A 13,726-nucleotide genomic window follows, 5' to 3' on the forward strand; every position below is an offset into this window, starting at 1 on the left:
GGCGCGACGGTCAGGACGAGAGCAGGGGCAGGCCGAGGTAGGGCCAGACCCAGCACGCGAAGATGAGGAGCACCACCAGCGACACCGGTGCGAGCAATGCCGACATCGTGAGCAGATGGCGCGGTTGATAACCCGGTACGTCGGCGCTCGCGGCGAACATGGCGACCGGTTTCGCCGAACTCGTGAGGGTGATGCAGAATCCGGCGGCCGCGGTGGAAAGGAAGGCTGCGGCAACCGGGTCCACCCCGACGACCGGCGCGGTCACCACGATGATCGGGACCAGCACCGCGGAACGGGCAGAACGGGATTGGATCACGAGGTGTGCGAGCAGCGAGACAACAGCCGATACGACGACGAACACCATCGCAGCAGCCGGGCCGGTCTCGGCGATGGAACCGAATGCCCGATCCGCCAGCCATTGCGCGGCGCCACTGGAGTTGAGTGCCATCCCGAGGGCGAGCGTGGCCGCCATGAACAGCAGGAGCGTCCACGGAATGGTCTTCAGCGCCGCACCGAGCGTAGTCGCGCCGACCGCCGGGGCGGACGCGGCCAGCGCGCCGAGAACCGCGACGATCGCCGGGTCGACGCCGTGCAGCGGTTCCGAACACCAGAGCACCACCACGAGCCCGAGGACGACCGACACGCGGCGTTGTGCGGACGTGAACGGACCGGAGGTCGCCATCCCGGTCGTCTCGAATGCGTTCGGCGGCACGGACAGCGGACGAGTCCGCTCGCCGTGGTCGGTCATCAGCCACAGCGCCGACTCCGCCGCGAGGTGCGACCACACGACGGCCAGCGGCACGCCCAGTACCGCCCACTGTAGGAATCCGATGCCCGTTCCTGTTGCCGCCGAGACGATCTCAGCAGTGATGAGGTGCGCGCCGGCACCCAGGAGTGATCCGACCGCCGAGAACAGGATGACGAACGGGAAGACCAGTGCAAGACACAGCACGAGTCGCGGCCGATCACGCAGGACCGCGGCCAGAGCGAGGAAGATCGGGAGTGCCAGAGCCGCACGCCCGGACGTCGCCGGGACTGCGAAGGTGGTCAGCAGGAGCGCAGCGGTGATGAGGTGCACCAGCTGACGTGGTGTCCGGGCCAGGCGAACGACCCGCGCAGACACCCGGGCCGACAGTCCCGACGCCGTGACCGCAGCCGCGATCACGAAGGCCCCGATCAGAAGCCAGATCACTCCCGAGCCAAGAGTTCCCGCAAAGGTGTCGGCGTCGATGATCCCGAAGACCACCAGTGCGATGCCACCGCCCAGGGCGACGTAGGTGTCATCGAGGGGCGAGAAGATCCACGCCCACACCGCGATCAGGAAGACGAGCAGCGTCACGACGGCGTCGAACGACAGCTCTCCCGACCAGCCGGCGTGGCCGACGAACGCGCCGGCGGCCACCACCACGGCGAGACCTGCTGCCGCCCAGGGCGTCAGCACCCCGCCGTCGACGTCCCGGACACCGCGTCGGGGTGGCGGGGACACGACAGGATGCGCAGGCGGTCGCGTCGCGTACATCGTCACCGCGTGTCCCGGGTGTCCCGGGTCTCGGTCGATCGCGTGCGGAACGTTCATGGCGACAACAATGGAGCGTGGGTGTGACGCCTCCATGAGACGCGCATGAAAGTTCTTTCACGTGAACAGGTCACGAACAACGAGAAACGCACCGCCGGATGATCGACGGTGCGTGTGCTCGACGAGGGTCGTCCTCGCGAATGTCGGTCAGCTGCCCTGCAAGAGCAGGTTGTCCTGGAGAAGCGTGTCGGGGTCACCCACGCAGAAGGCGCGGACCAGCAGGTAGCTGTTGGGATTGCTCTTGACCAGCTCCTTGCCATGGCGGTCCGCGAACTCGTTGACGGTGGCGATCTGCTCGGAATCGGTGAGCGACAGATAAGTACCGCAGGTCATCTCGTCCGGATCGGTTGCTGCGCCCGACTGCGGCGGAACCGCGACCCGAGACCGGGGCGACGCGCTCGCCGTGGAGGGAGCCGTCGTCCTTCCCGTGGTCGTAGTCGTAGTCGTCGTCGGGGTTTCGCTGGTCGTGACCGCGATCGGCGAGACCTCGGGAACGGCGGTCCCCGAGGTCTCGGTGGCACATGCGGACATGATCGACACGGCCGCAACGGCTCCGATCAGAGCCACGCCCGCGCTCCGGCGGGCGTCGATCATCTCGCGGTCTACTTCGGTGGCATCCGGATGCCGCCGTCGACGCGGATGACCTCGGCGTTCATGTAGCTGTTGGTGACGAGTTCGACGACCATCGAGGCGAGCTCGTCCGGTGCACCCAGGCGGTGCGGGAACAGGACCGACTCGCCGAGCTTGGCCTTGAACGCCTCGGCCGATTCGCCCTCACCGTAGATCGGGGTGTCGATCAGACCGGGGGCGATGGTGTTGACGCGGATGCCGACCGCCGCCAGGTCGCGCGCGACCGGGAGGGTCATGCCGACGACGCCGCCCTTGGACGACGAGTACGAGGCCTGGCCGATCTGGCCGTCGAAGGCAGCAACACTGGCCATGTTGACGATCGCACCGCGCTCACCGTGGGCGTCGAGCGGCTCGTTGCGGCTCATCGCGGTGGCGGCGAGACGGATGCAGTCGAAGGTGCCGATCAGGTTGATCGCGATGACCTTCTTGTACGCGTCCAGGTTGTGCGCCGAGCCGAACTCGCCGTCGCGGCCGATGGTGCGCTGGGCCCAGCCGATGCCGGCCGAGTTGACCAGCGCGCGCAGCGGGCCGAGTTCGGTGGCCGCGTTGACGGCGGCTTCGATCTGTTCGGTCGAGGTCACGTCGACGGCGACGAACTGCCCGCCGATCTCCTTGGCGAGTTCCTCGCCCTTGTCCGCGTTGAGGTCGGCGACGATGACCTTCGCACCCTTGGCCGCCAGCTGGCGAGCCGCAGCTGCGCCGATACCCGACGCGCCACCTGTGACGATTGCACTAGCTCCATTGATATCCACGACCCGGAGCCTATCGAGCGTTCTATCGCTCGGTAAAGCCCCTCCGCGAAACACCCCGCATCGAGATCACGCCGTCGGGTCAGACGCACTTCACGATCGGCTCGGGCGCATAGCGGACGGTGCGGGTCGATCGGTCGATCTCCCGGCCGGTCCGTGCGTCCTTGATGATGCGCGTGTCCGACGTCGTGAAACCCTTGCTCCCACTACTGGGGATGCAGTCGTCCCCGCGGGGGACGCGAACCCGCTGCGGATCGGTGGTCGCGAACCGTTCGCCGGTCACCGACTCCACCTCGAATGCCTTGGTGCCCCACAGCCGCACGGTCACCGACGACGGCGACCAGCTCGTCTCGATCAGGACACCGTGCCGCGTGTTGTTCCGGAACTTCAGATCGATGGCGCCCTCGAAGACCGTCGCCTCCCGCGCCTCGGGGTACCGCGAGATGTAGTACGCGTGCTCGGTGTGGTCGACATCTTCGAGCCCGGCGAAGTACGCCGCGTTGTACAGCGTCGTCGCGAACTGGGAGATGCCGCCGCCGACCGCGTTCGACGCCCGTCCGTGGTCGATGATCGTCGACTCGACGTAGCCCTGTTCCGAACCGCGCGGGCCGGTGTGTCCGTTGAGCGAGAACACCTTTCCGGGCAGCACGAGCGCTCCGTCGACCTCCGCGGCGACGAGCCGGATGTTCTCGCCGGACGCACTCGAGAACCCGCCCGTGGTGTACTCGCTGATCAGTTCCGTGACCCCGAGCTTGCGGGCGGCGTCGGTCGTGAGCTTCGGCTCCACCTCGTCGTAGACGACCTCGACCGTGCGGTTGCCACCGTCGGCCGCCGCACTCGTCGCGACGGCGGCGAGGGTCTTCGGCCAGTTGATCGAGGCGCCGTCGACCCCGGGCACCACCACCGGACGGCCGGACGCGAGGCTGAACCTCGCATTGACCGGGGCCCGTTGGGAGGCGTCGAGGTCGGGGGCGAGGATCGCGCGGCCCACCTTCTCGTCGGCCCGGGGACTGAGCCCGCCGCGCCCGTCGGGGCCGAAGGTCAGCATCGACGCCAGGTCGCCCGCGGGGACCTCGACCGTCCGTTTCCGCCGGTCGACAAGCCGCACGGGAGCCGACGTCACACGTTCGGCCGGCCCGGCGACGGTAGCGGCGACGACCTCGGCGGTGACGGTCGGCGAGAAAGGCTCCATGGGCAGGTCGACGGGCGCACCGTCGAGCCAGCGGTCGATGAGGGTGGCGGCCGCCGCGTCCCGGGCGATGCGTTCGCCCGCGGCGGGTTGATCCCCGACCGGTTCGGTGCCGTCGTAGTGCACGCCGCCTTCGACGGCGGCCTTCTCGAGAGATGTGCGCCGGGCGTCGAGCGCGGCGTTCATCGCGGTTCGATCCAGGGTGACGACCGGTTCGATGTCGGCGTCACGGCCGAACAGCGCAGCCAGACGCACGAGCGGGTTGCGCGGCTGCTCGAGCAGGCGGGCACGCGTGGCGTCGGCGTCGAAGGCGAGTCCGAGGTCGGCGGGTGCGACCTCGGCCGAACCCTCCGGCGTCCGAAGCACGACGGGCCGCTCTGACCGGGCCGTCAGCTCGTCGAGGACGGGGTCCAGTTCGGCGGAGTCGCGGCCGCCCGCGTCGATCCCGCCGACGACGGCGTTGCGCGCGGAGTCGGAGTGGGTCGCCACGAGGTCGACGGCGAGGACGAGGGTGATCACGGCGACGACGGCGAGCACAGCGCGTAGCGCGGATCGTGCTCGGCGAGAGCCTGGGGTCACAACTCCATCCATCGTGGCTGGCACCTGGGCCGGACTGACGACTGGGCCGATCAGGTGGTGGCCGCAGAACTACGGTCGGAAAAAGTAGGCGCTCCGGCCGAGCTGTCGGGTCGGGGGTCTGACAGCGCAGCCGGAGCTATAGACATATTTACGCTACTTTTCGGCCAGAGGCATCCCCGGACGGCCGATTCTGTCGAATATGTGACGAAGTACCCCCATTCGTCCCACGAAAGTGAGACGGATCGGCCGATCAGTCGCCGATCCGTCCCACCTGTCGGGATTCCGGGCTCATCGCGTTCGATGCGACCCCGTCCCGATCAGCCCTCGATGATCGCGGTGACGCCCTGCCCGCCGGCGGCACAGATGGAGATCAACGCACGACCGCCGCCGTTCTCCTTGATCTGCTTGGCCGCCTGCGCGACGATCCGGCCGCCGGTGGCGGCGAACGGGTGGCCCGCGGCCAGCGACGAACCATGGACGTTGAGCTTGCTGCGATCGATCGACCCCAGCGCGGAGTCCAGGCCGAGGCGCTCCTTGCAGTACTCCTCGGACTCCCAGGCCTGCAGGGTGGCGAGGACCACCGACGCGAAGGCCTCGTGGATCTCGTAGAAATCGAAGTCCTGCAGCGTGAGCCCGTTGCGGGCGAGCAGGCGCGGCACCGCGTAGGTCGGGGCCATCAGCAACCCGTCCGGACCGTTGACGTAATCGACCGCGGCGGTCTCGCTGTCCACGAAGTACGCCAGGACCGGCAGTCCGCGATCGGCGGCCCACTCGTCACTGGCCAGCAGCACGGTCGATGCGCCGTCGGTCAGCGGCGTCGAGTTGCCCGCGGTCATGGTCGCGTCGCCCAGGGAGACACCGAAGACCGGCTTCAGCTTGGCGAGCTTCTCCGCGGTGGAGTCGCCGCGCAGGTTCTGGTCGCGGGTCAGGCCCAGGAACGGGGTGATCAGGTCGTCGAAGAAGCCGGAGTCGTACGCGGCGGCCATGTTCTGGTGGCTGCGCGCGGCGAGCTCGTCCTGATCGGCGCGCTTGATGCCGAACTCCTTGGCCGTGACGGCGGCGTGCTCGCCCATCGACATGCCGGAGCGGGGCTCGCCGTTGCGCGGGATCTCGATACCGAGCTTGGTCAACAACTTCGCCGCGCCGAGGAGCTGATCTTTGGTGCTGCGGGCCCGGTTGACCTCGAGCAGCTGACGACGCAGGCCCTCACCGACCGCGATCGGCGCGTCCGAGGTGGTGTCGACGCCGCCCCCGATCGCGGCGTCGTAGCGACCGCGGGCAATGCCGTCGGCGACCGTCGTGATGGCCTGCAGTCCGGTGCCGCACGCCTGCTGGATGTCGAAGGCGGGTGTGTACGGCGACAGGGCCGAACCGAGCACCGACTCCCGGATGAGATTGAAATCACGCGCGTGTTTGAGGACCGCGCCACCGGCCACCATGCCGAGCTGCTCGCCCTGCAGGCTGAAGCGGCTCACGAGACCGTCGAGTGCGGCGGTGAACATCTCCTGGTTGCTGACCTTCGCGTACGCCTTGTCCTGACGGGCGAACGGGATGCGGTTACCGCCGAGGATCGCGACGGGACGGTCGGTGCGGGTCCCGCGCTTGTCGGTGGACTTGTTGTCGGTGGGGTTGGACTGTTCGGCCACGTCGATCTCCCAAGGGTCGGGTGCGGTGTCTATAGCGTATTCTTACTCATCAGTAAGTTCGTTGTCGAACGACAGTCAGAGGAGATCAACGTGGCCGCCAACGGAAACACTGGCCTGTACTCGAGCTTCGTCCATTCCGCGCCCGGTGCTTTCATCGCCAAACAGGCCGGACTGCCCGTCCCGCCGCCGCTGCGGCGCTACAAGGCGTCCGAGCCGCCGCTGCCCGGTCCGGTGCTGCTCGGCGGCTCCGGCCGCCTCGTCGAACCGCTTCGCGAGATGCTCTCGACCGAGGACTACGACCTCATCCAGAACGCCACGACCGGCCGCAGCGCCGACAAGTTCGGTGGTCTGGTCTTCGACGCGACGGGCATCACCTCCCCCGGTGAGCTGCGTCAGCTGTTCGAGTTCTTCCAGCCCGCGATGCGGTCGACCGCCCCGTGCGCACGTTTCCTGGTCATCGGCACCACGCCGGAACTGGTCACCGACCCGTCCGAGCGCGTCGCGCAGCGCGCTCTCGAGGGCTTCACCCGCTCGCTGGGCAAGGAGCTCCTGAAGGGCTCCACCGTTCAGCTCGTCTACGTCTCCCCCGACGCCAAGACCGGTCTGACGGGCCTCGAATCGACCGTGCGCTTCGTGCTGTCGGCGAAGTCGGCCTTCGTCGATGCCCAGGTCATCCGGGTCGGCGGCGCCGACGCGACCGCACCGAAGAACTGGGACCGCCCGCTCGAGGGCAAGGTCGCCGTCGTCACCGGCGCCGCACGCGGCATCGGCGCGACGATCGCCGAGGTCCTGTCCCGCGACGGCGCCCACGTGATCGCCGCCGACGTCCCGCAGGCCGGCGACGCGCTGTCGGAGACCGCGAACAAGGTCGGCGGCACCGCCTTCCCGCTCGACGTCACCGCGGCCGACGCCGGCGCCAAGCTCGCCGAGCACGCTCTCGAGCGCCACGGCGGCATCGACATCATCGTCAACAACGCCGGCATCACCCGCGACAAGTTGCTCGCCAACATGGACGACTCCCGCTGGGACGCGGTGATCGCGGTCAACCTCATCGCCCCGCAGACCCTCGTCGAGACGCTGCTGGAGAAGGGCGCGCTGCGCGAAGGCGGCGCCGTCGTCGACGTGTCGTCGATCGCCGGCATCGCGGGCAACCGCGGCCAGACCAACTACGGCGCCTCGAAGGCCGGCGTCATCGGGCTGGTCGACGCCTACGCGCCGATCCTGGCCGAGAAGGGCATCACCATCAACGCGGTCGCACCCGGCTTCATCGAGACCAAGATGACCGCGGCCATCCCGCTCGCGACCCGCGAGGCCGGACGCCTGATGAGCTCGCTGCAGCAGGGCGGCCAGACCGTCGACGTCGCCGAGACCGTGGCCTACTTCGCCAACCCGGCGAGCAATGCCATCACCGGCAACGTGGTCCGCGTCTGCGGCCAGGGATTCCTGGGGGCCTGATGCCGAAGACGATCACACTCCCGGCCGCTCCCGGCACCGGTGAGCTGTACGGCAAGGCGGTCACCGCGCTGCTACCCGGCATCGGCAAGCCGCCGCGTGTCCCCGCCGACGCGACCGCGCCCGAGACGCGCTACCGGCTCGAGGGCATACGGGTGGACTCGGCTGCGCTGCAGGCGTATTGCCACGCGACGGGGCAACGTTTCGGCGACACCCTGCCGCTGACGTACCCGTTCGTGCTGCAGTTTCCGGTGACCATGAAGCTGATGACGTCCGACGAATTCCCGTTCGGCGCCGTCGGTTCGGTGCACATGACGAACACGATCGAGCGCAAGCGGCCCATCGCGGCCGGCGAACCGCTCGACATCGTCACGCACGCGCAGAATCTCCGGGAGCACCGCAAGGGCATCCTGATCGACGTCGTCAGCGAGATCAGCGTCGGATCGGAACTCGTCACCACGCAGACGGCGACCTTCCTGAAGCAGCAGCGCACCAGCCTGTCCGACGAACCCCGTGGTCCCGAACCGAAGTCGAAGACCCCGCCGCCGCCGGACGCCATCCTCGCCGTCGACCTCAAGCGGATCCGTGAGTACGCGGCCGCCTCGGGCGACCGCAACCCGATCCACATGGGCAACCTGCCCGCCAAGGCCTTCGGGTTCCCCAGGGCGATCGCCCATGGGATGTGGAGTGCTGCAGCGGCCATCGCGAACGTCGAGGCGCAGCTGCCCGACGCCGTGACCTACGACGTGCGGTTCGGCAAGCCGATCCTGTTGCCGGCCAAGGTGAACCTCTACACCCGCCGCATCGACGGCAAGGGCAACTTCGACATCTCGATCCGCGACCGTCGCAAGGGATTCCCCCACCTCACCGCGACGACGCGGGAGGGCTGAGGGACTTTCGCATTCCGTTCCCGCGGTCTCGTTTCCGTCCCGCTATTGGATCCAATCAGCGGAGGGGAAGCGGGGCCGCGGGAGCGTTTGCGTTGCACTGATTTTCGGCTCACCACAGGGAGCGCCAGGGTGGCCACCACGCAGGAGCTATGGGTGGGCCGGCTCAGGAGTCGGTACCGACACCCTTCAGGCCGCGCCAGGTGATGCCGACGAGGAGGTTGGTGGCCTTCTCGAGGTCGACGTCTCCTTCGGTGATGCGGTCGGCGACCGCCTCGGCGGCGCCGACGATCGAGACGGCGGTGAGTTCGAAGTCGATGTCGCTGGCACCTTCGACCGTGGTGCCCGCCTTGATCAGCTGGGCGACCATCTCGGTGACCCGCTGGCGGCTCTCGGAGACGATGCCGGCGAAACCGGCCGTGCCGATGGCGACGCGGTACAGCACCCGCCAGGACTGCCGGTGTTCGTGGACGAACCGGAGGAACTCGCGGATCACCGTGACCGCCTGCTCGCGCTGCGAGAGCGAGGGATCGAAGCCGACGCTCATCGCGTCGATGAACAGGCCCGACTCACGGGCGATACACGCGCTGAACAGTTCGTCCTTGGAGCCGTAGTACAGGTACAGCATCGGCTTGGAGATCTGCGCCTCGGAGGCGATCGCGTCCATCGAGGTCTCACGAAAGCCATTCTCCGAGAACACCTTGACGGCGGCATCGAGCATCTGCTGCTCACGCACCGCGCGTGGCAGGCGCTTCGTTCCGCCCGACATGACCCCACCTCCGTTCACGACAAACTGCTCCGACCGACGATATAACAACTTACCAATCGGTAAGGTGAAACCCCATTCACGGGGCGCAGCGGTCTCGGCGGTTCAACAGTTCACCACACCCTTGGACCGCAGGATGCGCACGACCTTGTCATCCAGGCGGGCGGGCGCGAGGCGACCGGCCGAGACCGCGCGCTCGAGATTGTCGAGCACGGAGGCGACACGGTCGGTGGAGAGCCACAACGCGACGTCGCCGCCCGCGAGAATGAACTTCTCGACCGCCTGCTCGATGGGGTACTGCGCGCTGATCGCCGCCATTCCCGACAGGTCGTCGGAGTAGATCACGCCGTCGAACCGCGGCCCGTCGTAACCGACGCCGGTGCGCAGCATCTGGATCGCGGGCCGGCTGATGCTGGCGGGCAGCCCCTTCGTCAGGCCCGGGACGATCAGATGCCCGACCATCGCGCCTGCGGTCCCCGGGTCGCGCAGCAGGGTCCGGAACGGCACGAGGTCGCTGTCCTGGAGTTCCGCCAGCGACGGGACCGTCACGACACCCAGATGCGAGTCACCGGAGCCGTGGCCGTGCCCCGGAAAATGCTTGTACACCGGCGTGATTCCCGCGTCGGCCAACCCCGCGGCGTACGCACCCGCATACTCGGTCACGACCGCCGGGTCGTTGCTGAAGGACCGGTCGCCGATCACTTCGTCGTCCGATTCTTCGCTCACGTCGGCGACGGGGGCGAAGTCGACGGTGACCCCGAGACGCTTGAGCTTGCGGCCCACGTCGGCCGCGATCGCGCGCACCTGCTCGGGCGTCTTGGTCTGCGCCAGCTCACGCGGCGAGGCGTTGTCGATGCCGAGCGCGGACAGTCGCGACACCCGGCCGCCCTCGTGGTCGACGGTGACCATCAACGGAATCGACGAATTCTGCGAAATCCGTGCTGCCGCACCACTCGTCAGGATCGACTTGTCGGTCCAGCTCCCGACGAAGATGCCGCCGATCTCCTCGTTCTCGACGATCTGCTGCGCGTCGGCCGCCCCGGTCACGCCGACCACGATGAGCTGCGCCAGCTTCTGACGCACCGACAGCTTCGCGAGTTCGGTTGCGCCGCAGGAGTTCGCGACCGGTGTGGTGGTCGGCGCCGGGGACGACGACAGCGGCGCCTCGGCGGTCACCGAATACGAGGGCGTCGGCGGCGGCGAGTCCGTCGTCGAACCGGTGCAGGCCGCGAGCGCGACGCACAGAACCGTGACGGTTACCGCGGTCAGCGTGTTCCGGTTCCATCGGGGTCTGCGAGTTGGGCCCATTCCCCGAGTCTGGCATGTAGTCTGAGCCAATGGACGTGGGGTCCGTTTCGTCCGGGTCCGCCACCGCCGGGAGCGGTAGCGGCGGTACCCGTGCCGGGCAAACTCTGATGATCGCCTACGACGGCTCGCCGAATGCCGACCGCGCCATTCGTTACGCCGGACACTTCCTCCGTGCGCAATCCGCGGTGGTCGTCACCGCCTGGCAACCCGGTGGCATGACGCCGGCGCGAATGTCCACCCTTGCCGGCGGGATGCAGCCGTTCATCGACACCCAGCTCGACGCCGGCGTCGACCAAGCTCTCGAGGACGAGGCCGCCGCGATCAACGAGCGCGGCGTGACCCTCGCGGCCGAATGTGGGCTGACCGCTCGTGGGTCGCTCGTCGAAGTGGAGTCGACGGTGTGGGGCGCGCTCGTCGCCGCGGCCGAGGCGCTCGACGTCGACCTCCTCGTCACCGGCACGCGCGGGGCGTCGGGACTCAAGGCGCTGCTGCGCTCCAGCGTGGCGGAGCGGGTCCTCAAACACTGCCACCGTCCGGTGTTCATCGTTCCCGCGCAGTGCGAGAAGGAGCCTCAGGTCACGCTGTAGGGGCCCTCTGCCGGCCGAGCAGCGACCCCCACCCGCCGACTGAGCGTGCCCCACCCGCCGGCCGAGCGTCCCCCACCCGCCGACTGAGCGTCCCCCACCCGCCGGCCGAGCTTGTCGAGGTCACCAGGTGGCTTCGACACGGCGCCTCGCTGCGCTCGGAGCCGGCTCAACCAGCGGAGGGTCACCTCCCCTTCTGCGCTCGGAGCTGGCTCAACCAGCCGTGGAGGCCCAACGACAGGCGAGGCCGCCGCCCACCCCCCGCTGGCCGAGCAGCGACGACCGAGCGAAGCGAGGCCGCCGCGCCCGTCGAGGTCACCAAGTGGCTTCGACACGGCGCCTCGCTTCACTCGGAGCCGGCTCAACCAGCGGAGGGTCACCTCCCCTGCTGCGCTCGGAGCCGGCTCAACCAGCGGAGGGAGGGTCACCTCCCCTCCTGCGCTCGGAGCCGGCTCACCAGCGGAGGGGTGGCTTCGACACGGCTCAACCGGCCGTAACGTGTCCTGATCTGTGGGATGCATGGCCTGGACGCCACGCAGCGGGTCGGAAACGATGTGTTCATGAGTCGATCGGTGGTGATCCTCGGTTTTCCCGGGGTGCAGGCCCTGGACGTGACGGGTCCGGCGGACGTGTTCACCACCGCGTCGATCGCGCTCGTCGATCAGGGTTCGGCGGTGACCTACGACCTCCGCCTGGTGTCGAAGTCGGGCTTGTCGGTGGGCACCGGCGTCGGCCTGGAGTTCGTCGCGCACACGCTGCCCGATCCGGCCGATCCGCTCGACATCCTGATCCTGCCCGGCGGCACCGGCGTCCACGACGCCGCGCGCGATCCCGAACTCATCGACTGGATCCGGCGGGCGGCGCACCGCGCACGACGGGTCGTCAGCGTGTGCAACGGCGCATTCCTCGCGGCCGAGGCCGGGCTCCTCGACGGCAAGCGCGCGACCACCCACTGGGCCGTCGCCGGACTCCTTGCCGAGCGTTATCCGTCGGTCCAGGTCGATGCCGAGGCCCTGTTCGTACGCGGCAGCGATCGGGTGTGGAGTTCTGCGGGCGTCACCGCCGGGATCGACCTCTCCCTGGCCCTGATCGAAGAGGACCACGGCACCGAACTCGCGCAGCTCGTCGCGCGATGGCTCGTCCTCTACATGCGCCGGCCGGGCGGCCAGAGCCAGTTCGCCCCGCCGGTGTGGATGCCGCGGGCCCGTCGCACCGCGATCCGGGAGATCCAGGAACGCATCGAGGCCGAGCCGGCCCGGCCACACCGCGTCGACGACCTGGCCCGGGACGCGTCGATGAGTCCGCGCCACTTCTCTCGCGTCTTCACCGACGAGACCGGTGAGGCGCCGGGTACCTACGTCGAGCGGGTCCGGACCGACGCCGCCCGTCGCGCGCTCACGCAGAGCGACGACACGATGCCGGTGATCGCCGGCCGATGCGGGTTCGGATCGGCCGAGACGATGCGCCGCACCTTCGTCCGCCGCCTCGGTGTACCGCCCGAGGCGTACCGCCGCACCTTCCGTTGAACGAGACAGAACGAGACATCCCGACAATCGAAAGGCCCTCATGACCCAGATCGCGATCGTCCTCTACCCGCAGTTCACCGCCCTCGACTTCATCGGTCCCTACGAGGTGCTGCGCGCCCTGCCCGACGCGGAGGTCAGATTCGTCTGGCACGAACCGGGGCCGATTGTCGCCGATTCGGGCGTGCTCGTCGTCGGTGCCACGCATTCGTTCGACGAGACACCGTCGCCGGACGTCGTCCTGGTGCCGGGCGGGCCCGGATTCCTGGCCGCGTCGCAGGACGAGAAGGTCCTCGACTGGCTGCGCGCGGTCCGGCCGGGCACGCAGTGGACGACGTCGGTGTGCACCGGGTCGATCGTCCTGGCCGCGGCGGGTCTGCTCGACGGGAAGCCGGCCACCACGCACTGGTCGTCGATGGCCGGGTTGAGCCTGCACGGTGCGAAGGCTGTCGCCGACGAACGCGTCGTGCGTGCGCTGCCCGACGGCGACCTCGTCACCGCCGCCGGCGTGTCCGCCGGGATCGATCTCGCGCTGTGGCTGGCCGAGCAGATCGCCGGGCGCGCACGCGCCGAGGCGATCCAGTTGGTCATCGAATACGACCCGCAACCGCACCTGGACTCCGGGCACCGCTCCAAGGCGTCGGCCGGCACGATCGCCTCGTCGACGATGCTGCTCAGCCGCGACGTCGACAAGCCCGAACTGCTGAAGACGAGTGCGCGCCTGCTCTGGGATCGCACCCTGACGAAAGTGCGGTCGCGTCGATGACCGCGGCCGGGTCGATCCGCTGGTGTCAGCGGGTGTCACCCGGAATCGGACTTCGGCGATGGTAGTTTCAT

The 13,726-nt window shown here is 68.8% G+C and carries 12 protein-coding genes; 5 read left to right on the forward strand and 7 right to left on the reverse strand.

Annotated elements, in window-relative coordinates; translation table 11 throughout:
- Positions 1–10: 10 nt before the first annotated feature.
- From BCM27_RS22930 to BCM27_RS22950, 5 genes are all read right to left on the reverse strand, one after another.
- On the reverse strand, positions 11–1,576 hold the full coding sequence (locus tag BCM27_RS22930; RefSeq protein ID WP_051987182.1) for an SLC13 family permease: 1,566 nt from the start codon (positions 1,574–1,576) through the stop codon (positions 11–13).
- A 147-nt stretch (positions 1,577–1,723) separates the two neighbouring features.
- Complete coding sequence (locus BCM27_RS22935; RefSeq protein WP_004023732.1) at positions 1,724–2,170, reverse strand: hypothetical protein; 447 nt, start codon at positions 2,168–2,170, stop codon at positions 1,724–1,726.
- A gap of 8 nt (positions 2,171–2,178) precedes the next feature.
- Entirely contained in the window at positions 2,179–2,958 is a 780-nt protein-coding gene (locus BCM27_RS22940; protein WP_004023734.1) for an SDR family NAD(P)-dependent oxidoreductase, read from the reverse strand.
- 79 nt (positions 2,959–3,037) lie between these two features.
- Complete coding sequence (locus tag BCM27_RS22945) at positions 3,038–4,735, reverse strand: VanW family protein (RefSeq protein WP_239450631.1); 1,698 nt, start codon at positions 4,733–4,735, stop codon at positions 3,038–3,040.
- Positions 4,736–5,040: 305 nt separating this feature from the next.
- Entirely contained in the window at positions 5,041–6,369 is a 1,329-nt protein-coding gene (locus BCM27_RS22950; protein WP_004023736.1) for an acetyl-CoA C-acetyltransferase, read from the reverse strand.
- 90 nt (positions 6,370–6,459) lie between these two features.
- Here BCM27_RS22950 and BCM27_RS22955 point away from each other — a divergent pair, with 90 nt between their 5' ends.
- Positions 6,460–7,824 (forward strand): 3-oxoacyl-ACP reductase, encoded by a 1,365-nt coding sequence (locus BCM27_RS22955; RefSeq protein WP_004023737.1) that lies wholly within the window; start codon positions 6,460–6,462, stop codon positions 7,822–7,824.
- Positions 7,824–8,711 (forward strand): MaoC/PaaZ C-terminal domain-containing protein, encoded by an 888-nt coding sequence (locus BCM27_RS22960; protein ID WP_004023738.1) that lies wholly within the window; start codon positions 7,824–7,826, stop codon positions 8,709–8,711. Before BCM27_RS22955 ends, BCM27_RS22960 begins: the two co-directional genes overlap by 1 nt.
- Before the next feature lie 163 nt (positions 8,712–8,874).
- Here BCM27_RS22960 and BCM27_RS22965 read toward each other — a convergent pair whose 3' ends face one another.
- Positions 8,875–9,477 carry a TetR/AcrR family transcriptional regulator gene (locus BCM27_RS22965; RefSeq protein WP_004023740.1) on the reverse strand — a complete coding sequence of 201 codons (603 nt, stop codon included), beginning with the start codon at positions 9,475–9,477 and terminating at the stop codon, positions 8,875–8,877.
- Between the two features lie 102 nt (positions 9,478–9,579).
- Positions 9,580–10,782 carry a glycoside hydrolase family 3 N-terminal domain-containing protein gene (locus BCM27_RS22970; protein ID WP_051987183.1) on the reverse strand — a complete coding sequence of 401 codons (1,203 nt, stop codon included), beginning with the start codon at positions 10,780–10,782 and terminating at the stop codon, positions 9,580–9,582.
- 29 nt (positions 10,783–10,811) lie between these two features.
- Here BCM27_RS22970 and BCM27_RS22975 point away from each other — a divergent pair, with 29 nt between their 5' ends.
- The 3 genes from BCM27_RS22975 (at position 10,812) to BCM27_RS22985 (ending at position 13,655) form a co-directional block, all read left to right on the forward strand.
- Positions 10,812–11,369, forward strand: coding sequence for a universal stress protein (locus BCM27_RS22975; protein WP_004023742.1), 558 nt, complete (start codon positions 10,812–10,814; stop codon positions 11,367–11,369).
- A 557-nt stretch (positions 11,370–11,926) separates the two neighbouring features.
- Positions 11,927–12,892, forward strand: coding sequence for a GlxA family transcriptional regulator (locus BCM27_RS22980; RefSeq protein WP_033206024.1), 966 nt, complete (start codon positions 11,927–11,929; stop codon positions 12,890–12,892).
- A gap of 40 nt (positions 12,893–12,932) precedes the next feature.
- Entirely contained in the window at positions 12,933–13,655 is a 723-nt protein-coding gene (locus BCM27_RS22985; RefSeq protein ID WP_004023744.1) for a DJ-1/PfpI family protein, read from the forward strand.
- Positions 13,656–13,726 lie beyond the last annotated feature (71 nt).

Source organism: Gordonia terrae (assembly GCF_001698225.1).
Lineage (GTDB): Bacteria > Actinomycetota > Actinomycetes > Mycobacteriales > Mycobacteriaceae > Gordonia > Gordonia terrae.

Excerpts from the sequence above, each read along its gene's own strand:
- BCM27_RS22930 (WP_051987182.1), bottom strand. The coding sequence starts at position 1,576 with ATGAACGTTCCGCACGCGATCGACCGAGACCCGGGACACCCGGGACAC.
- BCM27_RS22935 (WP_004023732.1), bottom strand. The coding sequence starts at position 2,170 with ATGATCGACGCCCGCCGGAGCGCGGGCGTGGCTCTGATCGGAGCCGTT.
- BCM27_RS22945 (WP_239450631.1), bottom strand. The coding sequence starts at position 4,735 with ATGGATGGAGTTGTGACCCCAGGCTCTCGCCGAGCACGATCCGCGCTA.
- BCM27_RS22960 (WP_004023738.1), top strand. The coding sequence starts at position 7,824 with ATGCCGAAGACGATCACACTCCCGGCCGCTCCCGGCACCGGTGAGCTG.
- BCM27_RS22965 (WP_004023740.1), bottom strand. The coding sequence starts at position 9,477 with ATGTCGGGCGGAACGAAGCGCCTGCCACGCGCGGTGCGTGAGCAGCAG.
- BCM27_RS22970 (WP_051987183.1), bottom strand. The coding sequence starts at position 10,782 with ATGGGCCCAACTCGCAGACCCCGATGGAACCGGAACACGCTGACCGCG.
- BCM27_RS22975 (WP_004023742.1), top strand. The coding sequence starts at position 10,812 with ATGGACGTGGGGTCCGTTTCGTCCGGGTCCGCCACCGCCGGGAGCGGT.
- BCM27_RS22980 (WP_033206024.1), top strand. The coding sequence starts at position 11,927 with ATGAGTCGATCGGTGGTGATCCTCGGTTTTCCCGGGGTGCAGGCCCTG.
- BCM27_RS22985 (WP_004023744.1), top strand. The coding sequence starts at position 12,933 with ATGACCCAGATCGCGATCGTCCTCTACCCGCAGTTCACCGCCCTCGAC.